This is a genomic window from Nocardiopsis sp. NPDC101807 (genome assembly GCF_044766605.1).
GTDB lineage: Bacteria > Actinomycetota > Actinomycetes > Streptosporangiales > Streptosporangiaceae > Nocardiopsis > Nocardiopsis tropica.
Genome location: NZ_JBIWMK010000001.1, coordinates 604,500 through 628,598 on the forward strand (window position 1 = coordinate 604,500; position 24,099 = coordinate 628,598).

General features: G+C 71.7%; 19 protein-coding genes. 3 read left to right on the plus strand and 16 right to left on the minus strand.

Annotated elements, in window-relative coordinates:
• Window positions 1-57: 57 nt before the first annotated feature.
• The 7 genes from ACIRPH_RS02635 to uvrB all read right to left on the minus strand — a co-directional run bounded on the left by ACIRPH_RS02635 (window position 58) and on the right by uvrB (window position 9,067).
• A complete protein-coding gene (locus ACIRPH_RS02635) occupies window positions 58-1,074 on the minus strand; it encodes a tyrosine recombinase (protein WP_402909476.1) in 1,017 nt (338 codons plus the stop codon).
• Window positions 1,075-1,116: 42 nt separating this feature from the next.
• Window positions 1,117-1,785, minus strand: coding sequence for an NUDIX domain-containing protein (locus ACIRPH_RS02640; protein WP_402908421.1), 669 nt, complete (start codon window positions 1,783-1,785; stop codon window positions 1,117-1,119).
• A gap of 40 nt (window positions 1,786-1,825) precedes the next feature.
• Window positions 1,826-3,466, minus strand: coding sequence for a CTP synthase (locus ACIRPH_RS02645; RefSeq protein WP_402908423.1), 1,641 nt, complete (start codon window positions 3,464-3,466; stop codon window positions 1,826-1,828).
• Between the two features lie 457 nt (window positions 3,467-3,923).
• Window positions 3,924-4,847 (minus strand): hydroxymethylglutaryl-CoA lyase, encoded by a 924-nt coding sequence (locus ACIRPH_RS02650; protein ID WP_402908425.1) that lies wholly within the window; start codon window positions 4,845-4,847, stop codon window positions 3,924-3,926.
• A gap of 97 nt (window positions 4,848-4,944) precedes the next feature.
• On the minus strand, window positions 4,945-5,940 hold the full coding sequence (locus ACIRPH_RS02655) for a GNAT family N-acetyltransferase (RefSeq protein WP_402908427.1): 996 nt from the start codon (window positions 5,938-5,940) through the stop codon (window positions 4,945-4,947).
• Between the two features lie 299 nt (window positions 5,941-6,239).
• Window positions 6,240-6,779 carry a DUF3060 domain-containing protein gene (locus tag ACIRPH_RS02660; RefSeq protein ID WP_402908429.1) on the minus strand — a complete coding sequence of 180 codons (540 nt, stop codon included), beginning with the start codon at window positions 6,777-6,779 and terminating at the stop codon, window positions 6,240-6,242.
• 191 nt (window positions 6,780-6,970) lie between these two features.
• Window positions 6,971-9,067, minus strand: coding sequence for an excinuclease ABC subunit UvrB (uvrB, locus tag ACIRPH_RS02665; RefSeq protein WP_402908431.1), 2,097 nt, complete (start codon window positions 9,065-9,067; stop codon window positions 6,971-6,973).
• 160 nt (window positions 9,068-9,227) lie between these two features.
• Here uvrB and ACIRPH_RS02670 point away from each other — a divergent pair, with 160 nt between their 5' ends.
• A complete protein-coding gene (locus tag ACIRPH_RS02670; RefSeq protein WP_402908433.1) occupies window positions 9,228-10,343 on the plus strand; it encodes a hypothetical protein in 1,116 nt (371 codons plus the stop codon).
• A gap of 136 nt (window positions 10,344-10,479) precedes the next feature.
• On the opposite strand, the gene coaE is transcribed toward ACIRPH_RS02670, so the two are convergent.
• The 5 genes from coaE to polA form a co-directional block, all read right to left on the minus strand.
• Window positions 10,480-11,079: a dephospho-CoA kinase gene (gene coaE / locus ACIRPH_RS02675; RefSeq protein WP_402908435.1), complete on the minus strand. Its 600-nt coding sequence runs from the start codon at window positions 11,077-11,079 to the stop codon at window positions 10,480-10,482.
• A 63-nt stretch (window positions 11,080-11,142) separates the two neighbouring features.
• The gene (locus ACIRPH_RS02680) at window positions 11,143-11,646 is read right to left on the minus strand and encodes a GNAT family N-acetyltransferase (protein WP_402908437.1); all 504 of its coding nucleotides are present in this window, start codon (window positions 11,644-11,646) and stop codon (window positions 11,143-11,145) included.
• A 238-nt stretch (window positions 11,647-11,884) separates the two neighbouring features.
• Window positions 11,885-13,381, minus strand: a complete 1,497-nt coding sequence (gene rpsA / locus ACIRPH_RS02685; protein ID WP_352986020.1) for a 30S ribosomal protein S1 — start codon at window positions 13,379-13,381, stop codon at window positions 11,885-11,887.
• A gap of 439 nt (window positions 13,382-13,820) precedes the next feature.
• The gene (gene arfB, locus ACIRPH_RS02690; RefSeq protein ID WP_267945744.1) at window positions 13,821-14,234 is read right to left on the minus strand and encodes an alternative ribosome rescue aminoacyl-tRNA hydrolase ArfB; all 414 of its coding nucleotides are present in this window, start codon (window positions 14,232-14,234) and stop codon (window positions 13,821-13,823) included.
• 96 nt (window positions 14,235-14,330) lie between these two features.
• Window positions 14,331-17,147, minus strand: coding sequence for a DNA polymerase I (polA, locus tag ACIRPH_RS02695; RefSeq protein WP_402908441.1), 2,817 nt, complete (start codon window positions 17,145-17,147; stop codon window positions 14,331-14,333).
• A 119-nt stretch (window positions 17,148-17,266) separates the two neighbouring features.
• Here polA and ACIRPH_RS02700 point away from each other — a divergent pair, with 119 nt between their 5' ends.
• Window positions 17,267-17,695, plus strand: a complete 429-nt coding sequence (locus ACIRPH_RS02700) for a PaaI family thioesterase (protein ID WP_402908443.1) — start codon at window positions 17,267-17,269, stop codon at window positions 17,693-17,695.
• A 469-nt stretch (window positions 17,696-18,164) separates the two neighbouring features.
• Window positions 18,165-19,415, plus strand: coding sequence for an ABC transporter substrate-binding protein (locus ACIRPH_RS02705; RefSeq protein WP_402908445.1), 1,251 nt, complete (start codon window positions 18,165-18,167; stop codon window positions 19,413-19,415).
• Window positions 19,416-19,821: 406 nt separating this feature from the next.
• On the opposite strand, the gene ACIRPH_RS02710 is transcribed toward ACIRPH_RS02705, so the two are convergent.
• The 4 genes from ACIRPH_RS02710 to ACIRPH_RS02725 are packed head-to-tail and all read right to left on the minus strand — an operon-like array spanning window position 19,822 to window position 24,098.
• Window positions 19,822-20,679 carry an ABC transporter ATP-binding protein gene (locus ACIRPH_RS02710; RefSeq protein WP_402908447.1) on the minus strand — a complete coding sequence of 286 codons (858 nt, stop codon included), beginning with the start codon at window positions 20,677-20,679 and terminating at the stop codon, window positions 19,822-19,824.
• Entirely contained in the window at window positions 20,676-21,545 is an 870-nt protein-coding gene (locus tag ACIRPH_RS02715) for an ABC transporter ATP-binding protein (RefSeq protein WP_402908449.1), read from the minus strand. The genes ACIRPH_RS02710 and ACIRPH_RS02715 overlap by 4 nt, the downstream gene beginning before the upstream one ends.
• Complete coding sequence (locus ACIRPH_RS02720) at window positions 21,535-22,524, minus strand: branched-chain amino acid ABC transporter permease (RefSeq protein ID WP_402908451.1); 990 nt, start codon at window positions 22,522-22,524, stop codon at window positions 21,535-21,537. The genes ACIRPH_RS02715 and ACIRPH_RS02720 overlap by 11 nt, the downstream gene beginning before the upstream one ends.
• A gap of 11 nt (window positions 22,525-22,535) precedes the next feature.
• On the minus strand, window positions 22,536-24,098 hold the full coding sequence (locus ACIRPH_RS02725) for an ABC transporter permease subunit (protein ID WP_355014148.1): 1,563 nt from the start codon (window positions 24,096-24,098) through the stop codon (window positions 22,536-22,538).
• Window position 24,099 lies beyond the last annotated feature (1 nt).

Consider the following 24,099-nt stretch of genomic DNA (forward strand, 5'->3'; position numbering starts at 1 on the left):
AGGCCCGTTGTTCCACTTCGCCCGCCGGACAGGCCTTTTCGGCGACATAGCGCCACGTCAGCGCCGCGCACGCGGATGACTCGAGGCGTACACCTCACGTAACCGTTCCACCGTCACAAGTGTGTAGATCTGCGTCGTGGTGACCGAACTGTGCCCCAGCAACTCCTGCACGACGCGGATATCGGCGCCCCCGTCGAGCAGGTGGGTGGCGAAGGAGTGCCGCAGGGTGTGCGGTGAGACGCCCCCGGCCCCGGCGCGCTCCGCGACGGCCGCCAGCACCCCCCAGCCTCCCTGGCGGGTCAGCCTCCCCCCGCGGGCGTTGAGGAACAGGGCCGGCCCGCCCCGGCCCGAGGAGGCCAGGGAGGGGCGGGCCCGCACCAGGTACGCGGACAGCGCCCGCCGGGCGTAGGAGCCCAAGGGGACCACGCGCTCCCTGCCGCCCTTGCCGCGGAACCGCACCAGGCCGACCGCCTCGTCCCCGCCGACCGCGTCGGCGACGTCGTCCACGTCCAGCCCGACCGCCTCGGAGATGCGCGCGCCCGTCCCGTACAGGACCTCCAACAGGGCCCGGTCGCGCAGGGCGAGCAGCGCGGCACGGTCGCCGTCGGACGGGACGCCGTCCTGCCCGCCGGGTCCGGCCGGGCCCGCCGCGGCCAGGATGCGCTCCACCGTGTCCAGCGGCACCGCCTTGGGGAGCCGCATCGGCGGGGGCGGCGGGGACACCTCCGCCGCGGGGTCGCTCCCGGCCCACCCCTCGCGCACCGCGAACCGGTGCAGGCCGCGCACCGCGGCCAGGGCCCGCCCGGCCGACGCCGCACCGAGCGGCGGATGCTCCTCCCCGCCCTCCCGCAGCGCGCGCAGGAACCCGCCCACGTGGGCGGGCCCGACGCCCTCCGGGGCGGCGACCCCGGCGGAGGCCAGGTACTCGGAGTACCTTCGCAGGTCGCGGCGGTACGCGAGCAGGGTGTTCGCGGCCAGCGCGCGCTCGGCGCTGAGGTGGTCCAGGAACGCCGCGCACACCTGCGCCAGCGGCCCGGCGTCCGCGCCGGGGCGCGCCCCCCTCCCCCGCGGCACGGGGGCCCCGTCCGGCGCGGCGGCCGGTTCGTCGCCCACGGGTCAGCCGGCGGGGAGTTCGCGCAGGGACGCGAAGCCGTCGGCGGAGGCGGCGTGCGCGGCCAGGATCCCGATCACGGTCGGGCCGTTGTGCAGGCGCCCCTCCATGACCAGGCGCACCGCGTCCTCCAGCGGAACCCACTCCGCGGCGAGGTCGGTCTCCTCGTGCTCGCGCACGAAGTCGATCTCCTCGGCCGGGACCTCGGACAGGCCACGGGCCATGAACACGTGGATGCGCTCGTCGGAGAACCCGGGGCTGGGGAAGAAGTCGGGGAGCCCGTACCACCGCTCGGCGCGCAGGCCCGCCTCCTCCACCAGTTCCCGCCGGGCCGTGGGCAGCGGGCCCTCGCCCTCCACGTCGATCATGCCGGCGGGAAGCTCCCACATGGTGTGCCGGGCGGGGTGCCGGTACTGGCGCAGCAGCAGCACCCGGCCCTGCTCGTCCAGGGCCAGGACGGCGGCAGCCCCCGAGTGCTGCATGTAGTCGCGTCCCGCGACCGTGGTGCCCACGCCCCCGGCGCCGGGCATCTCCACCCAGTCGGTGCGCATGGTGACCCTGGCGCTGCGGTAGCGCACCTCGGACCGGTCCACCGGCCACGACTCGGGGGCGTCCGCGACCTTCGCGTCCGCCCCCGTGGTCTCGTTCTCGACCGGGTGGGTGTCACTGGGCATGGGATCGCCTCTCAGGATCGTGCCCCACCCGGTCCGGCGGTCAGGAGACCTTGTGCTCCAGAGCCGCCGCGATCAGCCCGCTGAAGAGCGGGTTGGCCTTGGTCGGGCGGGAACGCAGCTCCGGGTGCGCCTGCGTCGCGACGAAGAACGGGTGCGCGTCCCGGGGCAGTTCGACGTACTCCACCAGCTTGCCATCAGGGGAGAGCCCGGAGAACACCAGACCCGCCTCCTCCAGCCGGGAGCGGTACGCGTTGTTGACCTCGAAGCGGTGGCGGTGACGCTCGGAGGCCTGCCCGGCGCCGTCGTAGAGCTCGCGGACCACGGTGCCCTCGCCCAGGTCGGCCGGGTACAGGCCCAGCCGCATGGTGCCGCCCATGTCGCGCTCCCCGGCGACGACGTCGGTCTGGTCGGCCATCGTCGCGATGACCGGGTCGACCGCCTTGTCGTCGAACTCGGTGCTGTTGGCCCCTTCCAGGCCCAGCACGTTGCGCGCGTACTCGATGACCATCGCCTGGAGGCCCAGGCAGATGCCGAGCAGCGGCACGCCGTTCTCGCGGGCGTACCGGATCGCGCCGAGCTTGCCCTCGATGCCGCGCACGCCGAAGCCGCCGGGGATGAGCACGCCGTCGGCGCCGTCGAGCTCGGAGGCCGCACCCGAGGGGCTGGCGCAGTTGTCGCTGGCGACCCAGCGCAGGTTGACGCGGGTGTCCGTGGCGAACCCGCCCGCGCGCAGCGCCTCGCTGACCGACAGGTAGGCGTCGGGCAGGTCGATGTACTTGCCGACCAGCGCGATGGTGACCTCGTGGCCGGGCTGGTGGACGCGGCGCAGCAGCTCGTCCCACTCGGTCCAGTCCACGTCCCGGAAGGGCATGCCCAGGCGGCGGACGACGTAGGCGTCCAGGCCCTCGCGGTGCAGCACCTTGGGGATGTCGTAGATGGAGGGGGCGTCGGGGGTGGAGACCACGCCGGCCTCGTCCACGTCGCACATGAGGCTGATCTTGGACTTGAGGCTCTGCGTGATGGGCCGGTCCGAGCGGCACACGATCGCGTCGGGCTGGATGCCGATGCTGCGCAGCGCGGCCACCGAGTGCTGGGTGGGCTTGGTCTTCATCTCCTTGGCGGGGCCCAGGAAGGGGATGAGGGAGACGTGGAGGAAGAAGCAGTTCTCCCGGCCGATCTCGTGGCGGATCTGGCGGACCGCCTCCAGGAAGGGCTGCGACTCGATGTCGCCCACCGTGCCGCCGATCTCGGTGATGACGATGTCGACGTCGGGGGCGTCCATCGCGTAGATGCGCGCCTTGATCTCGTTGGTGATGTGCGGGATGACCTGCACGGTGTCACCGAGGTAGGCGCCCTGGCGCTCCTTGGCGATGACGCTGGAGTAGATCTGGCCCGTGGTGACGTTGGCCGTCGCGGCCAGGTCCACGTCCAGGAAGCGCTCGTAGTGGCCGACGTCCAGGTCGGTCTCGGCCCCGTCGTCGGTGACGAAGACCTCGCCGTGCTGGAAGGGGTTCATGGTCCCCGGGTCGACGTTGAGGTAGGGGTCCAGCTTCTGCATGGTGACCCGCAGACCGCGCGACTTCAGGAGTCGTCCCAGGCTGGAGGCGGTGAGGCCCTTGCCAAGACTGGAGGCGACGCCGCCAGTAACGAAAAGGTGCTTGGTACTCGCGGCGGATGCCAAAGTGTTGCTCCCGTGGGTTGAGTGGCTACGGCGGGCTCGGGACGAGCTGAGCGGCCGTGCGGCGGTCCGGTCGCGGGCGTTGGGATCTTCGCTCAGGCCGCCGGACTCCACGGGGCACCAGGATAACAGGCCCCCCGTCTGCACTCACCTGGGAACGTCGCGCACCGCACAGGTGTTCCCCGGCCCGACCAGCGTGCTTTCCCCGTGGGGAAGGGGCTTCACGGCACGTCACACCCTCCGCGGACCCCGCGACCGCGCCGGAAAAATCATCCGAACCCGGTCGGGGCGGCGGCTCGGGCGGCCGCCGGCGCGGCCCCCACGGCGACGAACACCACACCCCGGGGCGACCGGGGACACGGCGCCCGGCGCCGGCCCGGACCCGGCGGGGTCGCCGCGCGCGGGCCCGCGCCCCGGGACCGCACGCCCCCGTACGCCGCTCCGGGGACGGGAGGGCGGGTCAGGCCGGGAACCCGCCGGCGCGCCCCAGGTAGGCGGGGGGCTGCTTGCCCAGACGCTCACCCGTCCACTCCCCCAGCGAGGCGGCGTCCGCCAGGCTCACGCCCGTGTGCAGGCCGCTGCGGTGCAGCATGTACAGCAGGTCCTCGGTGGCGATGTTGCCGGTCGCGGCGGGCGCGAACGGGCACCCTCCGAACCCGCCCACGCTGGAGTCGAGCACGCGCACGCCCTCCTCCACGGCCGCGAGCGCGTTCGCGTAACCCGTGTTGCGGGTGTTGTGGAAGTGGCAGCGCAGGGCGCGACCGCCGGCGACCTCGGCGACCCGGCCCAGCAGGTCCCTCACCTGCCCCGGCACCCCCACGCCGATCGTGTCGGCCAGGGCGATCTCCACGGCGGCGGTGTCGGCGATGCGGCGGACGACCTCCACCACCCGCTCGGGACCGACCTCGCCGTCGAACGGGCACCCGAACGCGGTCGAGACGGTCACGCTCAGCGGGATCCCCGTCCCCGACAGCGCGGCGTCGATGCCGGCCAGGGCGTCCAGCATCTCGTCCACCGTGCACCCCTGGTTGCGGACGCAGAACCCGTCCGTGGCGGGCACCGCCACGTTGACCTCCGACACCCCGGCGTCCACCGCGCGGTCCAGCCCGCGCCGGTTGAGCACCAGCCCGATGTGGGAGACCCCCGGCGCGCGCCGGACACCGGCCATGATCTCCTCGGCCCCGGCCATCTGCGGGACTCGCCTGGGGTTGACGAAGCTGACCGCCTCGATCCGGCGGGCCCCGGCGTCCGCGGCGCGGTCGATCATCTCGATCCGCTCCTCGACCGACAGCGTCGTCGCCTCGTTCTGGAGGCCGTCACGCGGCCCCACCTCGACGATCTCGACGTGCTCCGCACCCTCGGGCCCACGGTCGTGCCTGGTCATCGTCCCCGCCTCTCCACGCCCCGTCGCGTTCTGCGCCCAGGCTAGTGGAGCCCGGCCCGCGGCCCCGGGACCGGGGTGGCCGGCGCCTCCCCGCCGGTCAGCGCAGGGCGAGCGCCGGACGGACCTCCCAGGTCGTCCACACCGGGCGGTACCCCATCCGGTGCCAGAACGGCCCGGACAACGGGTTCATCGCCGCGTAGTTCAGCACCGAGACGCCCACGCCGTGGCTGTCCAGGGCCTGGTGCGCCTGGCCGACCAGGGCGGTGCCGATCCCGTTGCCGCGCTCGTCGGCGATCACCACCCCGTAACCGATGTGCGCGATCGGGCGGGCGTTCACCAGGGGCTTGGCCCACCGCGAGCGCTCCGGCGGGGACACCCACAGCAGGCCGACGGCACGGCCGCGGCGCTCCGCCAGCCAGATCCACGAGCGCGAGCGGTTCAGCGCCCGCGCCGCCACCTCCCGGGTCTGCTCGGCGGTGTCAGGTTGCAGGAACACCCCGCCGAAGTGCTGCTCGTACCGGTGCTCCTCCATCAGCAGCCCCACCACCTGGGTGAGGTCGCTGCGGTCGGCCAGCCGGATCGTCACGTCGCGCGGGGGCAGCGACGGGGGGACCCCGCGCCGCCGCTTGCGGGCGGCCAGGACCGTGTAGGGCTGGAGGCCGTGGCGCTGGAGCGGGATGATGCCGCACACGTCGCGGGCGGGCCAGCTCACCAGCGCCGCCGACTCCGAACCGGTGCCCGTCGGCAGGTCCTCCAGCTGGTCGCGCCAGCTGGTGAGCAGGGAGTCCAGGGCGCGGCCGGGATCGGGGCCCCCGACGATGGGCGTGAGCCAGTGCTGGTCGGGCACGCCCCAGATCCGGCCGACCTCGCCGGGCTGGTACCAGGTGTAGTGCATGGTGCCCGCCGCGACCGTGCGGCCGTCCTCGTCGCTGACGGTCAGGAGCGGGTAGGAACCCGGGGCGAAGCTGACGGGTTCGGGCAGCAGCGGGTCCGATGCGGCCCAGCGCTGCGCGGCGGACCGCACCAACGGGTCAAGGCCGACGTCGCCTCCGGGCGACTCGTCGTGCCGCACCCGCGCGACATAACCGCTCATCCACCCCTCCCCTAGCGGGCCCCGCGCCGAGCGCGCGTCCCCTGACCGGTCGGCCGGACGGTGCGCGGCGCCGCCCGTGGCCGTCGTGCCGCCCCCACGGGACCGGATTCACCGCGGGCGGAACGAAACGACCGTACCGCCTCAGAACCGAACGGGAGAACCGAACAGCGAACAGCCGCCGAAAATTCACTCCGCGCGGCCGCACCCGTCCGAAACTTTCGTCCTCCCGCCCCCGTCCGGGGCGTTGTGGACGCGCACCACGGTAACGGATGGAAGGTCACTCTCGGATGCCGGGGCGGTCAACGCAGCGACACGGAATCGTCCCGCTCCGTCGACGGTCCGCGGCCGGGGGGGGGCGCGCCGCGCCCCCCCCCCGGGGGGGACCCGGCGGGCGGGCCGCCCACCGTGACGGTGGTGGTTCGGGCCTGGGTTTTGTCCACGGGGTCGCCGGAGGCGAAGGAGACGGTGTTGTCCACCCCGACCAGCACGATCTTGTCGGCCGAGCCCACGTCCACGGTCGACCCCCGGCCCGTGGCGCGCACCAGCCCGCAGTCGCCGTCCAGGACCACGACCGCGTCGTCGGCGGTGACGACGACCTCGCGGTCCCCGCACTCCTCGCTGACCTCGGCGCCGTCGTCCACGATGATGAGGACGTCCTCGTTGATGACGTTGTGCTCGGGGACCGCGGCCTCGTGGGCCGCGTCCTCGGGGGTCGGGGGCACCGCGGGCTCGTCCGACTCGTCCTGCCCGAAGGCCGTTCCACAACCGGTGAGCAGGACGGTGGCCAGCGACGCGGACACCAGCGCACCGCCCGCGCCCACCAGATACCGAACCCTCATGCGTCCCCCACAGCCGAATACACGGCAATCACGACATACGTCCTGCGTAAGGCCAAGAGTATGTCACGCGGAGGTAACTACGCGACCTCATCGTTCTCGAAACGTGCCTCGCCCGAGACGCCGCAGAGGGCCCTGACCGGGACCGCAGCGGCCGCACGCCCCGCCCGGCGGGGGTCGGGCGCACCCTCCCCCTACTTCACACCGGCCGCGTCCATCCCGCGAAGCTCCCTCTTCAGCTCGCCGATCTCGTCCCGCAGCCGGGCCGCGAGCTCGAAGTGCAGATCGGCGGCGGCCTGGTGCATCTGCGCGCCCAGCTGCTCGATCAGCCCGGCCAGCTCGGCACGCGGCATCGCCGACACGTCCGCGCGCTCGCCCAGCGCCGGCACCGGGGCCTTGGCGCCCTGGGGGCCGCTGCCGCGGTACCCCGTGGCCATGAGCTGCTCGGTGTCCACGTCCTCCCGGTTCAGCGAGTCCAGGATATCGGCGATCTGCTTGCGCAGCGGGGTCGGGTCGATCCCGTGCTCGGCGTTGTACGCCAGCTGCTTCTCCCGGCGGCGGTCGGTCTCGTCCAGGGCGGCCCTCATCGAGTCCGTCACGTTGTCCGCGTACATGTGCACCTGGCCCGCGACGTTGCGCGCCGCGCGGCCGATGGTCTGGATCAGGGAGGTCTCCGAGCGCAGGAAGCCCTCCTTGTCCGCGTCGAGGATCGCCACCAGCGACACCTCGGGCAGGTCCAGGCCCTCCCGCAGCAGGTTGATGCCCACCAGCACGTCGAACTCGCCGACGCGCAGCTCCCTCAGCAGCTCCACCCGGCGCAGCGTGTCCACCTCGCTGTGCAGGTACCGCACCCGGATGCCCAGCTCCGCGAAGTAGTCGGTGAGGTCCTCCGCCATCTTCTTCGTCAGGGTGGTCACCAGCACGCGCTCCTGGCGCTCGGCCCGCACGCGGATCTCGTGGACCAGGTCGTCGATCTGCCCCTCCGTGGGCTTGACCAGCACCTGCGGGTCCACCAGGCCCGTGGGGCGGATCACCTGCTCCACCACGTCCCCGCCGCTCTGGCGCAGCTCGTAGCGGCCCGGGGTCGCCGACAGGTAGACGCTCTGCCCGATCCGCCCGGTGAACTCCTCCCACTTGAGCGGCCTGTTGTCCATGGCCGAGGGGAGCCGGAAACCGTGGTCGACCAGTGTGCGCTTGCGCGCGGCGTCGCCCTCGTACATCGCGCCGATCTGCGGGACGGTCACGTGCGACTCGTCCAGCACCAGCAGGAAGTCCTCGGGGAAGTAGTCCAGGAGGGTGTTGGGGGCGCTCCCCGGCTCGCGGCCGTCGAAGTGCCGCGAGTAGTTCTCGATGCCCGAGCAGGTGCCCAGCTGCCGCATCATCTCCAGGTCGTGGGTGGTGCGCATGCGCAGGCGCTGCGCCTCCAGCAGCTTGCCCTGTCCCTCCAGCTCGGCCAGCCGCTCGGCCAGCTCGGCCTCGATCGAGGCGATCGCCCGCTCGGTGCGCTCCTCGCCGGCCACGTAGTGCGAGGCCGGGAAGATGAACATCTCCCGGCTCTCCCCCAGCACCTCGCCGGTGAGCGGGTGCAGCGTCAGCAGCCGCTCGACCTCGTCACCGAACATCTCGATGCGGATCGCCAGCTCCTCGTACACCGGGATGATCTCCACGGTGTCGCCGCGCACCCGGAAGGTGCCGCGCGTGAACGCGGTGTCGTTGCGCGAGTACTGCATCTCCACCAGGCGGCGCAGCAGCTGGTCGCGGTCGACCTCCATGCCCACCGACAGCTGCGCCATCCGGTCCACGTACTCCTGCGGCGTCCCCAGGCCGTAGATGCACGAGACCGACGCCACCACGATCGTGTCCCTGCGGGTGAGCAGCGAGTTGGTCGCCGAGTGGCGCAGGCGCTCCACCTCGTCGTTGATCGAGGAGTCCTTCTCGATGTAGGTGTCGCTCTGCGGGACGTAGGCCTCGGGCTGGTAGTAGTCGTAGTAGGACACGAAGTACTCGACCGCGTTGTCGGGCAGCATCTGCCGGAGCTCGTTGGCGAACTGCGCCGCCAGGGTCTTGTTGGGCTGCATCACCAGGGTCGGCCGCTGGAGCTGCTCCACCGTCCACGCCACCGTCGCCGTCTTGCCCGTACCGGTCGCACCGAGCAGGACCGTGTGCTGGTCCCCCTCGCGCACCCTCCTGGTGATCTCCGCGATCGCCCCGGGCTGGTCCCCCGCCGGCGTCATGTCCGAGATGACCTCGAACGGTGCCTCACTGCGCTTGATGCCGCTGACCGGTCGCACGTCGCCCTCTTCTCCCGCTCCTGCCTTCGGGGCGCCCCCGAGCCGCCCCATGTCCCCTCACACCTAACGCTACAGACAGCCGAGGACATCCCTGGGCGTCCGGGACGCCGGAGATTACCATCGGAGCCAGCGCCCAGCGCCCCGAGACGAGGTGCCAGCCGTGTCCCACCCCTCCAGACCCACGTTCGACCCCGGCCTCCCACCGCGCGCGCTCGCCCGCATGAGGGCCCGCCCCGAGAAGCTCCTGCCCGCCTCCGCCGGCCCGCCCGGGCGGCCCACCTGGAGGCAGCTCGCCCTCCTCACCGCCACGGGGGGCGCCTCCCTGGCCGTCGCCGCCCTCCTCGCCCCCGCGCTCGGGCCCGCGCTGCTCGCCCTGCTCTGCCTGGGCGCCACGGTCGCCGTCCTGGTCCTGGTCTCCCTCAAGGGCTCCTTCTCCGACGACTGGGCCGACCTGGTCGTGCACTCCTTCTGGGCGCTGCCCGCGTCCGCGGCCGGGGTGCTCCTCGCCCGCCTGCTCCTCGGCCAGGCCCTCGGACCGCTGGACCTGCCCGTGCCCGGCGACCCCACCACCGCCGCCCTCTACCTGGCCGCGGCCGCGGGAGGCGCCGGCGCCGTCATGCGCCCCGGCATGGTGGCCCGCCTGGCCGCCGAACACCACGACCGCTACGTCCTGCCCGAGGACTTCGGCCGCCCCTACGGCCACGCCACCCGCCGCGAGGAGCCCGAGGCCCACCTGTTCGCCCGCGCCCAACAGGCGACGGACCGTGTGGAGGAGGCCGCCGACGTGCTCGGCGACTCGTTCGAGGCCGGCCACACCCTCCCCCTCCTGCGGGAGGAGGAGTGGCGGCTGTCCCAGGAGCTGCTGCGGCTCCGCTCCCTGCGCAGGGAACTGGTACAGCGCACGCGCGAGGCCGTCTCACCACAGGTCACGCGGGCGCTCGCGCCCCACAAGGAGGCGGTCGAACGCGCCCACCGGGCGATCGCCGACCGCGTCGGCGTCCTGTCCGACTACGGCGAGCGCGTCCACGCGGCCGTCACCGCGCACCGCGAATGGGAGCAGTGCCAGGCCATCGCCGACCGGGCCGGCGACTACGCCGAACTCGCGCTGTCCTCCTCCAGGGACACGATGCACACCGAGGAACTCGACGACAGCCTGCTCGGCGTCGAGGCCGCCCGCCGCGTCCGCGAGGAGCTCGTGCGCGAGGCCGTCGACGCCGGCTCCTCCCTGACCGAGGCCCTCCACCGGGGCGGCGGGGAGGGCGGAGCCCCCCGGTGAGCCCGGGCGCCCCGGCGGCGGCCCGGACGGCCGGGAACCGCGGCGAACGCCGCGGGCCTCCTGCCCCGGGCCGCCGCGGGGGCCCGCGCGGGAGGGCGCGGCACGCGCCCGGCGCGGCGAACGCCGCGGGGAGCCCTCAGGCCCGGGCCAGGAGGTCCTCCCACAGGCGGGCGACCCGCTCCCGCAGCTCCTGCGGGGTGCCGGAGTTGTCGACCACCAGGTCGGCGGCGGCCAGCCGGGCGTCCCGGTCCGCCTGCGCCCGGATCCGCGCCCACACCTGCTCACGCGGCACGCCGCGGCTCTGCGCGACCCGGTCCACCCGCACCTCGTCGGGGGCGTCCACCACCACGACCACGTCGTAGAGGGGCCCCAGGCCGTTCTCCACCAGCAGGGGGACGTCGTAGACGACGACCTCCACCCCTGCGGCCGACGCCTCCTCCATCAGCTCCTCGCTGCGCCGGGCGACCAGCGGGTGCACGATGGCGTTCAGCGCGGCGAGCCTGTCCGCGTCGGCGAAAACGACCTCGCCCAGCCTGGGGCGGTCCAGCCCGCCCCCCGGGGCCAGCACCCCCTCGCCGAACTCCGCGACGACGGCGTCCAGCCCCGGCGTCCCCGGCTCGACCACCTCCCGGGCGATCGCGTCGGCGTCGACGACGGCCGCCCCGTAGGCGGCCAGCGCGGACGAGACCGTGCTCTTGCCCGAGCCGATCCCTCCGGTCAGTCCCACTTTCAGCATGCCCCGAACCCTAGACGTCCCGGCCCGGCCCGGCACGGGCGCCCCGCCCCGAGCGTGCGGGGCTCACCCCGCGGCCCCGGAGCGCACCGCCGGAACGACCTCCTTGCGCATGTGCACCATGACCAGGTGGTCGGCCACACGCTCCCGCGACGTCTCCGCGTACCCGCGCTCCCGGTACAGGCGCTGCTCCCCGACGCCCTGGGCGCCGGTGGACAGGGTGAGGGAGGTCAGCCCGGGGTGGCGGACCAGCAGCTCCTCCTCCACACGGGTGAGCAGCGCCCGCCCGATGCCGAGGCGGCGCCGGTCGGGGGCGACCGCCAGGCGCCCCACGACGGCGTTGGCCCCCGCGACCGCCGCGCGGACCGCGCCGACGATCCTGGGACCCTCCACGGCCTTGAGGACCAGGGCGTCCGGCTGCGCGATCACCCTGCCGATCCGGTCCAGGCCCTCGGTGAGCGGGAGGACGAACGGGTCGCCGTGGGCCTGGGCCTCGTCGACGAACGCCGCCCGCTGGAGGGTGAAGACCTCACCCGCGTCGGCGGGGGTGGCCGGGTGGATGTCGAACACGTCGTCTCCTCACGCGCCCCGCCCGCCGGGGCACGCCACCGACCCTAGCCCGGCGGGGCCCGCCCCCGGGGCCGTCCGCGCGGAACCGGCGCGCCCCGGGACGGGAGGGCGCAAACGCGCCGCGGCCGCCCTCACGCGGGCCCGGACCGTGCCCCCGCCCGGACACGACGAAGGGCCGCCCCCCTGACGGGGGACGGCCCTTCGCGGCTGTCAGGGGACCCTCTGCGGGACCTCCTGCCTAGGCCTCGCCGCCCGCGAGCTTCTCGCGGAGCGCGGCCAGGGCCTCGTCAGAGGCCAGGGCGCCGCTGCTGGAGGATTCCGAACCGGACGAGCCGGCGCTCTGGGCGCCGCCGTCCGTGTAGTCGTCCTCTTCCTCCGGGGCGGGCGCGTTCGCAGCGTCGGCCTCGGCCGCACGGGCCTCCTCGACCTGCTTGCGGTGCGCCTCGAAGCGGGCCTGCGCCTCGGCGTAGCTGCGCTCCCACTCGTCCCGCTGAGCCTCGAAGCCCTCCAGCCACTCGCCGGAGTCCGCGTCGAAGCCCTCGGGGTACTTGTAGTTGCCCTGCTCGTCGTAGTCGGCCGCCATGCCGTACAGGGTGGGGTCGAAGTCCACCTGGTCCGGGGAGACGCTCTCGTTGGCCTGCTTCAGCGAGAGGCTGATGCGACGGCGGTCGAGGTCGATGTCGATGATCTTGACGAAGATCTCGGTGCCGACCTGGACGACCTGCTCCGGCACCTCGACGTGGCGCTCGGCCAGCTCGGAGATGTGGACCAGGCCCTCGATGCCCTCCTCGACGCGCACGAACGCACCGAACGGAACCAGCTTGGTGACCTTGCCGGGGACGACCTGGCCGATCTGGTGGGTCCGGGCGAACTGCTGCCACGGGTCTTCCTGGGTCGCCTTGAGCGACAGGGAGACGCGCTCGCGCTCCATGTCCACGTCGAGGACCTCGACGGTGACCTCCTGGCCGACCTCGACGACCTCGCTGGGGTGGTCGATGTGCTTCCAGGACAGCTCGGAGACGTGCACCAGGCCGTCGACGCCGCCCAGGTCCACGAACGCACCGAAGTTGACGATCGAGGAGACGACGCCCTTGCGGATCTGCCCCTTCTGGAGCGTGTTGAGGAACGTCTGGCGGACCTCGGACTGGGTCTGCTCCAGCCAGGCGCGACGGGACAGGACCACGTTGTTGCGGTTCTTGTCCAGCTCGATGATCTTCGCCTCGAGCTCGCGGCCGACGTACGGCTGCAGGTCGCGCACACGACGCATCTCGACGAGGGACGCCGGGAGGAAGCCGCGCAGGCCGATGTCGAGGATGAGACCGCCCTTGACGACCTCGATGACGGTGCCGGTGACGACGCCGTCCTCCTCCTTGATCTTCTCGATCGTGCCCCAGGCGCGCTCGTACTGGGCGCGCTTCTTGGACAGGATCAGTCGACCTTCCTTGTCCTCCTTCTGGAGAACGAGGGCTTCGACCTGGTCGCCGACAGCAACGACCTCACCGGGGTCGACGTCGTGCTTGATCGACAGTTCCCGGGAGGGGATCACACCCTCGGTCTTGTAGCCGATGTCGAGCAAGACCTCGTCTCGATCGACCTTCACGATGGTGCCCTCGACAATGTCACCGTCGTTGAAGTACTTGATGGTCTCGTCGATCGCCGCGAGGAAGGCTTCCTCGGACCCGATGTCGTTGACCGCTACCTGGGGTGTCGAGGTGGCCTCGGTGCTGCTCGTCATTTGTGGGTGGACTCCGGATACGGACAGATTCAGAAAATGGGCATGCCGCGGGTTCGAGCCCGTCGATCCGTCATCCAGACGCAGAAAGCAGGGTCACGACGGAACCTGATCCGTCGGTGTACACCAGCCGCCTGGTTCCAGAGTGGTGACCGGAGCGGTGCGACACCTCTGTCCCCAGCTCGGAGACAGCAGCCGCCCGCACGAACCCACAACGGTCCCGCCAGAATATGAGACAAGGGCGTCCTGGTCAATCGGAACCCCGGGCCGCCAACCCGACGAAGGGCACAATGGCCGCAACTTACCCGAGCATGGCGGTCAAGATCAACTGGACGGTACACCCACGTCCGCACGGGCGCACGGCGCCCCGCGGGGAACTGTGCGGACATCCGCGGACCGCCTCCCCCGTCCCCGGGAAAAAAGTTCTGGACCCCGGTTGCGGTCAGTCCAAAGGAGGACGAGAGCGTGACCGTTTGACGTCGCCGCGGCGCCGCTTGGCGTCGAGGCGCCGCTGCTCGGCCCGGCGGCCCGGCCGGGTCGCCCGCCGCCCGCGCGCCGGCGGAGCCGTCGCCTCGGCCAGGAGCGACTCCATCCGCTCCCGCGCCTCGGCCCGGTTGCGGACCTGCGACCGGTGCGTCTGCACCGTCACCGTCAGCACCCCGTCCACCAGCCGCCCCCGCAGGCGCTCCAGCGCCCGCCGGCGCCGCACCTCGCCCAGGGGCCCGCACCCCGCCACGTCCAGGGACAGCGACACGCGCGTGTCGGAGGTGTTGACGTGCTGCCCGCCCGGCCCCGAGGACCGCGAGAACCTCCACACCAGGGCGTCGGCGGGGACCGTGACCGATCCCACGGTCAACCCGCCCCCGTCACCGGTCCCACCGCGCGCCGCCACCGTCCCCGCCTCCCGTGTCCCCCCACGGCGGCCCCGGGACCGGGGCCGCCGGCGCCCCGCTCAGTGCGCGGCGTCGTGCCAGTTCTGCCCGCTGCCGACCGAGACCCCCAGCGGGACACGCAGAGCATAGGCCGAGTTCATCTCGTGCGTCACGAGGTTTTCGACCTCCTCGCGCTCCCCCGGGGCGACCTCCACCACGAGCTCGTCGTGCACCTGGAGCAGTACCCGCGAGGACAGCCCCCGATCGGTGATCGCCGCGTCCACCTGCAGCATCGCCACCTTGATGATGTCCGCCGCCGACCCCTGGATCGGGGCGTTGAGCGCCATCCGCTCCGCCATCTCGCGCCGCTGCCGGTTGTCGCTCGTCAGGTCGGGCAGGTAGCGCCGCCGCCCCAGGATCGTCTCCGTGTACCCGACCCGGCGCGCCTCCTCCACCACCGCGTTCAGGTAGTCGCGCACCCCGCCGAACTCCGCGAAGTAGTCCTCCATCAACCGCTTGGACTCCTCCGGCGTGATCCCCAGCTGCTGGGACAGGCCGTAGGCGCTCAACCCGTAGGCCAGGCCGTAGCTCATCGCCTTGATCCGCGACCGCGCCTCGCCGTCGACCTCCTCCACCGGCACACCGAACACCTGCGCGGCCATCTGGGCGTGGAAGTCGTAACCGCTGTCGAACGCGTCGATGAGCGCCTGCTCGCCCGACAGGTGCGCCATGATGCGCAGCTCGATCTGGCTGTAGTCCGCCGTCAGCAGCTCGTCGAACCCCTCGCCCACCACGAACGCCCGCCGGATGCGCCGGCCCACGTCCGTGCGCACGGGGATGTTCTGCAGGTTCGGCTCCGTCGAGCTGAGCCGCCCCGTCGCCGCCACCGTCTGGTTGAACGTGGTGTGGATGCGCTCGTCGTCGGCGATCGTCTTGATCAGGCCCTCGACCGTCGTCTTCAGCTTCGTCTGGTCGCGGTGGTGCAGCAGCACCCCGGGCAGCTCGTGGTCGCTCTGCGCCGCCAGCCACGCCAGCGCGTCCGCGTCGGTCGTGTACCCCGTCTTGATCTTCTTCGTCCTGGGCAGGCCCAGGTCCTCGAACAGGACCTGCTGGAGCTGCTTGGGCGACCCCAGGTTGAACTCCCGGCCGACCACCTCGTGCGCCTTCTCCACCGCCCCCCGGGCCGCCGAGGCGAACTCCTCCTGGAGCCCCTCCAGGTACTCGCGGTCGGCGGCGATGCCCGCCCGCTCCATCCGCGCCAGCACGTCCACCAGCGGCAGCTCCACGTCGGCCAGCAGGTGCGTCCCGCCCCGCTTGTCCAGCTCCGCCGTCAGCACCCCCGCCAGGTCGCGGGTCGCGGCCGCCCGCACCGCCAGAAGGTGCTGCCGGCCCGAGCCCGCGTCGCCGCCCTCGCCCAGGTCCAGCGACAGCTGGTCCCCCGAGGTGTCCTCCTCCAGCTCCCGGCCCAGGTACCTGCGGCACAGGTCCGCCAGGTCGAACCGGCGCTGCCCGGGCTGCACCAGGTACGCGGCCAGGGCCGTGTCGCTCACCACCCCGCCCAGCGACCACCCGTGCGCGCCCAGCGCCAGCAGGGCGCCCTTGTACTCGTGCACCACCTTGGGCCGGCCGGGGTCGGCCAGGAACCCCGCCAGCGCCTCGGTGTCGGCCGGGTCCAGCAGCGTCGGGTCGACGAACACCGCCGCGCCGGCCGGAACGCTGATCGCCAGCGCGTCCACCCGGCCCGACCCCTGCCCCCAGACCGCGTCCAGCGCGACCCCCGCCGGCGCCTGCGGGGTGAGGGTGTCGCTCTCCGGGGTGTCGGCCGCGGCGTGCTCGCGCAGCCACGCCGCCAGCTCCCCGGTGCCGGCCACCGTCAGGTCCACCGCGAACCCCTCGGCCGCCGGGGCCGCGCCCTCCGCGGCGCCGCCGTCCCCGTCCGTCCTCAGGACCGCGTACAGGCGCTCGCGCAGGTTGGAGGCGAACTCCAGGTTGTCGAAGAGCGCGTCCACCCCGGCCCTGTCCGCCTCGCCCAGCACCAGCGAGGCCACGTCGGCGTCCAGCTCCACGTCCGTGGCCAGCAGGTTGAGGCGCTGGTTGCGCAGGACGTCGTCCATGTGGTCGCGGAAGTTCTGCCCGGCCTTGCCGCCGATCTCGTCCGCGTGGGCGATCAGCTCGTCCAGGGACCCGTACTTGGCGATCCACTTGGCGGCCGTCTTGGGGCCCACCCCGGGCACGCCCGGCAGGTTGTCGGCCTTCTCACCCACCAGCGCGGCCAGGTCGCGGTAGCGCTCCGGGGGGACCGCGTACTTCTCCTCGACCGCGGCCGGGTCCATCCGGCGCAGGTCGGACAGGCTCTTCCCCGGGTACAGGACCGTGCAGGAGTCGGTGACCAGCTGGAAGGCGTCGCGGTCGCCGGAGGCGATGAGCACCTCCATCCCGGCCTCGCAGCCCTGGCGGGCCAGGGTGGCGATGACGTCGTCGGCCTCGAAGCCCGGCGCCGACAGGTTGGCCACACCGATCAGCCGCATCAGGTCCTGGGTGAGGGGCACCTGGGAGGGGAACTCCGGCGGGGTCTCGGAACGGCCCCCCTTGTACTCCTCGTACTCCTCGTGGCGAAACGTCGGGCCCGACAGGTCCCACGCCACCGCCACATGCGTGGGCTCCTCGTCGCGCAACAGCTTGACCAGCATCGACGCGAAACCGTAGACGGCGTTGGTCGACTGCCCGGTACTCGTGCCGAACTTGTCCACCGGAAGCGCGAAGAACGCCCGGAAGGCCATCGAGTGGCCGTCGAGGAGGAGAAGGCGCGGGCGCCCACCGCCGTCCGCGGGGGCGGCACTGCCCGCCCCGGCGCCGGCCTGGGATGTCTGGTCGGGGGTCTCTCGATTCGTCACCACAGACGAATCCTAGGATGCGGAGCGGACACTTCGCGGCCACCCCCGCGAGGTCCCCGGCTCCGCACCGGCCGGTTTCACCCGGCCCGGGCGCGTTTCCACCGAATCGGAAGGCACACATCATGACGACGGACTCCGAGGCGCTGCGCCGCATGCTCGACACCGGCGCCCTCGCGGGCGGCCTGGGCGAGACCATGGGCATCGAGGTCACCGAGGCCTCCGCCGAGCGCGTGGTGGGACGCATGCCGGTGGAGGGCAACGTCCAGCCGTTCGGACTGCTCCACGGCGGCGCCTCCTGCGTCCTCGCCGAGTCCCTGGGCTCCATCGGCTCCACCATCCACGCCCACCAGTTCGGCCGCATCGCCGTGGGCATCGAGATCAACGCGACGCACCACCGCTCGGCGACCTCGGGGCACGTGACCGGCGTGGCCACCCCGGTGCACCTGGGCCGCACCCTGGCCACGTGGGACATCACCATCACCGACGACCGGGACCGCAAGGTGTGCACCTCCCGCCTCACCTGCATGCTCCGCGACGTGCCCGGGGAGTAGGGCACGCGCGCGGCCCGCGGGGAGGAACCGCCGCGGGCCGGCCGCAAGGGCGCCCACAAGACCGCGGCGCAATAACGGCCAAGGGTTTTTCCTCATTCGGTAAGGACCGCTCCGGGCCGCCGCCCGTGCTTTCCCGTCTTTCCCCGACCCGACCTCAACACTTGACGGTCGGGCTTCGTCATGCCTGGTCATCGCGACAGAATGCTTTCCCCCGTGTGCGCACAGCTCCCAACCGTCCAGCCGGGTGCGCCGGAATCCCCGTGATGACTACAGAGCCATAACAGCATGACGGCGAGTCGGCACCAACGCCCGAAATGTTCTTTCCGAGGTAGAAGATCCATGATTAAGCTCCGCTAACGCTCCTGATTAAGTCATGCCACACACCGCGGGCATCAGGGCGCACACGCAACAACGGCACCGCTGCGACACGCAACGCGTGCTTCGCCGGTTGAACGGAGTGACCACGATCATGGCAAGCAAGAAGGTCCTGGGCCTGACTGCCGCAACCGCGGCCCTGGTACTCGGACTGACCGCGTGTGGCAGCGACGGCGGAGAAGGCGGCGGCGACGCGAGCGGCGGCGGCGAGGAGTTCACCTTCGGCGTCCTCTACCCGCAGACCGGCAGCCTCGCCTTCCTCGGCCCGCCCCAGATCACCGCGGCCCAGTACGCCGTCCAGGAGATCAACGACGCCGGCGGCATCCTCGGCACCGAGGTCCCCGCCATCGTCGAGGCCGACGAGGCCGGCGACAACGCCCAGGCCAACGAGGCCGCCAACGCCCTCGTCGCCGACGAGGTCAACGCCGTCATCGGCGCCGCCGCCTCCGGCATGACCCAGGCCACCTACGACACCATCACCGGTGCCGAGATCGTCCAGTGCTCCGGCTCCAACACCGCCGCCGAGCTCAGCGAGATCGAGGACGGCGGATACTACTTCCGCACCGCCCCCAGCGACGCCCTCTCCTCCATCGTCATGGCCCGCACCATCGCCGACGCCGGCCACCAGAACGTCGCCATCGTCTCCCGCGGCGACGACTACGGCCGCGGCTACGCCGACGGCCTCCAGGCCGAACTGGAGAGCCTCGGCGCCCAGGTCACCGTCAACGAGACCTACGACCCCGAGGCCACCACCTTCGACTCCGTCGTCAACGCCGTCAGCGGCGACGAGCCCGACGCCGTCGCGCTCATCGCCTTCGAGGAGGGCGCGCAGGTCATCGCCCAGCTCCTGGAGTCCGGCGTCGCGGGCGACCAGCTGTTCATCACCGACGGCCTCAACGACGCCGGCCTCGGCGAGACCGTCAACGCCGACGACCCCGACAGCGTCAACGGCATCACCGGCGTGGCCCCCAGCGCCGACAACCCCGAGTTCACCGAGGGCCTGACCGCGTTCAACGAGGAACTCGACGTCTTCCAGTTCGCCCCCCAGGTCTACGACTGCGTCACCGCCATCGCCCTGGCCGCCGAGGCCGCTGACAGCGTGGCCCCCAGCGACTACGTCGCCGAACTGCCCAACATCAGCCGCCCCGAGGGCACCGAGTGCGGCAGCTTCGCCGAGTGCCGCGACCTCCTCGCCGACGGTGAGGAGATCAACTACCAGGGCGTCAGCGGCAACATCGACTTCGACGACAACGGCGACCCGACCGCCGCCACCTTCGAGATCTTCCACTTCGGGGACGACGGCCACGAGATCCTCGCCTACGAGGAGCACTCCGTCGACGGGTAACCCCCGCCGGGCGGCCACCCCGCGGTGACCCGCCCCGAGAACACCCGCACCACCGAGGCGCCCCGGGAACACCCGGGGCGCCTCTCCCACGTCCCACGACCGCCCCGCCGGGACACCGCCGCCCCCCACGCCCCCGGCGCGGCCACACGGCCGCACCGCCCGGCCGACCGCCCCGCCGCCCCCGGAAGACTCCGGGCCGCGCCACACCGCGCCCCCGGGGCCACGCCCGACAGCGTTCCCGCACCGGCCACGGCCCCGCGCGGAGCCACGCACCGGCCCCTCCCCACCGCACGGGCTTCCCCGCGCAGGGGAAGCATGCGGCCGGACAGACCGCCGCAGGACCCGCGGCCCCCGCACACGACGAAGGGGGCGGAGCCCGCAGGCCCCGCCCCCTCCGCACACCCGGTCAGCCCTTCGCGAGCGTCCCCAGGTACAGCTCGATCACGTTCGGATCGTTCAACAGATCCCCACCCGAACCCGTGTACGCGTTCCGGCCCTGGTCCAGGACATAACCCCGGTCACAGATCTGGAGGCACCGGCGGGCGTTCTGCTCCACCATGACCACCGAGACACCCGTCTCGTTGACCTCCTTGACCCGCTGGAACACCTCCTCCTGATAGATCGGGGACAGACCCGCCGTCGGCTCGTCCAACAACAGCACCGACGGATTCATCATCAACGCACGACCCATCGCCACCATCTGGCGCTCACCACCCGACAGCGAACCCGCCTTGGCCTTGCGCCGCTCCCCCAACAACGGGAACAGGTCCGCCACCACCCCGAACCTCTCGGCGAACGAACGGGGCCGCAAATACGCCCCCATCTGCAGGTTCTCCTCGATGCTCAACGACGGGAACACGTTCTGCGTCTGCGGCACGTACCCCACACCGCGCTCCACCAGACTGTGCGCCGGCAGACCCGCGATACTCACGCCCCGCAGCGTCAGACCGCCCTCGCGCACCGGGATCAACCCGAAGATCGTCTTGATCAGCGTCGACTTGCCCGCACCGTTCGGACCGATGATCGCCACGACCTCACCCTCGGTGAGGGTCAGGGTGCACCCGTTCAGGATGTTCACCCCCGGCACATAACCCGCCACCAGGTCCCGCGCCAACAGCAGGTAGTCCTCCGGACCACCCACCTCCACGCCCTCGGCCCTCGCCTGCTCCAGGACCTCCTCACGGTGCTCCTGCACCACGGCCGCGTCCCCGGCCTCCGCAGGGACCCCGTCCGGGCCCGGCCTCGGATCGTCCTTCCCCGTCATTCGCCACTCCCCCGGGTCTCGTCCGTCTCCTCCTGGGCGCCCAGGTAGGCGTCGATCACCTGCTGATCCGCGCGGATGTCCGAGGGACGGCCCTCGGCGATCACCCGCCCCTGCGCGAGCACCACGATCCAGTCGCTGATACCCATGATCACGTCCATGTCGTGCTCGACGAACAACACGGTCTTGCCCTCGTCGCGCAACGCCGTGATATGCCCCAGCAACGACTGCACCAGCGCCGGGTTCACACCCGCCATCGGCTCGTCCAGCATGATCATGCTCGGATCCGTCATCAGCGAACGCGCCATCTCCAACAGCTTGCGCTGACCACCAGACAGAGAACCCGCCATGTCATCGCGCTTGTCGATGAGCTTGAAACGCTCCAGCAGGACCAGCGCACGCGCCGTGTTCTCCCGCTCCTGCCTCTGCCACACAGGACGCAGGAACGCACCCGCCATCCGCTCCCCGAACTGACCCGGCGCACCCAACAGCATGTTGTCCAACACCGTCATACGGGTCAGCGCCTTGGTCAGCTGGAACGTCCGCACCATCCCCGCACGCGCCACCTGGTGGCCGCGCTTGCCGTTGATCGCCCGACCCTCGAACGTCCACCGGCCCCGGTCCACCCGGTCGAACCCGGTCAACAGGTTGAACAGCGTCGACTTCCCCGCACCGTTCGGACCGATCAACGCCGTGATCGTCCCCCGCTGCACCTCCACGTGCTCCACGTCCACAGCGGTCAGACCGCCGAACGACCGGCGCACACCGTCCGCCACCAGGATGGGATCCGACTTCGCCGAACCCGGAACCGGCTCCGCGCCGACCATCCGGTCGACACCCGCGCCGACGTTCGCCTCGTCACTTGACATTGACCAACATCTCCTTACGGTCGCCGATGAGACCCTGCGGCCGGAACACGATCAGCACCACCAGCATCAACCCGGCGAACGCCAGCTGAATCGCACCGTAGTCCGGACCGTCCAGGAACGGCAGCCAGCCCAGGGCGCCCATGCCCTGCAGCACACCGTCGGTGAACGTCATCAGGAACCAGAACGCCATCGCGCCCAGCACCGGGCCGAACACCCGCCCGGCACCGCCGAGCAGCAGGATCACCCACAGGAAGAACGTCACCTGCGGCTTGAACTGGTCCGGCTGGATCGACGCCTGGTACACCGCCAGCATGCAACCCGCCAGCGAACCGATCAGACCACCCAGCACCAGCGCCTGCATCTTGTACGCGAACACGTTCTTGCCCAGGCTGCGGACCGCGTCCTCGTCCTCCCTGATGCCCTTGATCACACGGCCCCACGGACTGTGCATCAACAACCACGTCAGGCCGGCCATCACCGCCACCAGGCCCCACGTCACCACCAGAACCCACAAGTGGTTGCCGTTGTAGGCCAGCAGACCGAACCCGTACCGCTCACCCGCGTCGAACGGGTTCAGCGTCCGGAAGTCCGCCGACAGGTTCTGCAGACCGAAAGCGCCACCGGTCAACGGCTCCGCGAAACCCGCCCGGTACACCAGGCGGATCACCTCCGCCGCCGCGATCGTCGTGATCGACAGGTAGTCCGCCCGCAACCTCAGCGTCGGAATACCCAGCAGCAACGCCAACACCAACGCACACAACAGGCCCACACCGAAGCCGACCGCCAGCGGCAGATCGAACACCGCCACACTGATCCCGACGCCGTACGCGCCCACCAGCATGAAACCGACCTGACCGAAGTTCAGCAGGCCCGTGTAACCGAAATGAATATTGAGGCCGATGGCGGCGAGCGCATAGATCGCCGCGATCGGACCAAACGCCGAACGGGTTGATTCGGCGAGGATCGAAAGGATGTCCATCGTCTACTCTCCTAGCCGACCCGCTCGCGCCGACCGAGCAGGCCCTGGGGCCTGACCAGCAGCATGAGGATCATCAGGGCCAGTGCCCACGCTTGCATGAGCTGGGACGGGAACCACAGGGTGGACAGCATCGCCACCAGGCCGACGGCCAGACCGCCCACCATCGCGCCGTACGCCGTGCCGAGACCGCCCAGGATGACCGCCGCGAACATCAGCAGCAGCAGGCGGAAGCCCATCTCGTACTCGACCACCTGGTTCAGCCCGTAGAGCACACCGCCCAGAGCCGCCAGACCGCCGCCGAGACCCCACACGTACAAGGTCACCCGGTCCACGTCGATACCCGACGACTCCGCCAGGTCACGGTTGTCCGACACCGCCCGCATCGCCTTGCCGATCCGGGTGAACTGCAACAGACACGCCACGGCCACCAGCACCGCGACCGCCACACCCATGATCACCAGGTCACGCGGAGCCATCGCCACCGGACCCAGCTGGACCAGCTCCTGGATCTGGTAACCCGCATAGCGGTTGCGCCCCGCACCGAAGATCACCAGGATCACGTGGCGCAGGATCAGCGCCAGACCGATCGACACGATGAACATCTGGATCAACGCCACGTTGCGGTGCCGCAGCGGACGCCAGATGTAGCGCTCCATCGTCCCGCCCAGCACCGCACCCATGACCACCGCGATCGCGGCGGCCAACCACAGCGGCACCTGCCAGTCGATCGAGTCGCCCATGACCCCCAGCGTCGTCGCCAGCGCGATACCGCCGAAGATCGCCACCCACTGGGCCACGATCAACGTCGTCCGCGGAAGCCTCGCCTCCAGCAACCCGCCGATCAGGACCGCGATCCCGATACCCGCGAAGATCGCCAACAGGGAATTGCCCAGCCCCGCGGCGCCCGTGCTGAACAACAGCGCCACCATCGCACCGAAGGTCACCATGTCGCCGTGGGCGAAGTTGATCATCTTCGTCGTACCGAAGATCAACGACAGACCGATCGCGGAGATCGCGATCACCAGGCCGAAGAGGATCCCCGACACGGTCAGCTGCAGGAACTGGGCGCCGAAGGAACTGCCGCCGCCCGTCGTCGGCGTGACCGCCCCGTCCTCTCCCCCGGCCTCGCCGCCGGAGTCGTCCGCCGCGTCCTCCGAGGGGGACTCCGAGGCGTCACCGCCCTCCGCGGCGCCCGCGCCCTCCAGGGCCACGATGAGGGGGCGCCGGTCGTCGGCCTCGACCTCGACCTCGGTCTCGCCGTCGACGATGATGCCCTCTCGTACGACGTACTCGCTGGGGACGGACTCCTGGTCCACCACTACGCGGTAGGTGCCCGGTTCGGGCAGCTCCACTTCCCACATTCCATCAGAGTCGGTCTCCGCCGCCCCGATCTCGTCCTCGCCGTCGTAGACCGTGATCCCGATGCCTTCGACACCTTGATCCCGGTTCTCCGGGTTGAGGATCTGACCGTGCAGCGCTTCACCGCCCTGTTCGTCTGCCGCTGCCACTGGCCCGGGGATCACCAGGATGGCGGTGATCAGGGCGAGCAACACGGTCACGAGACGTGTGCGCACG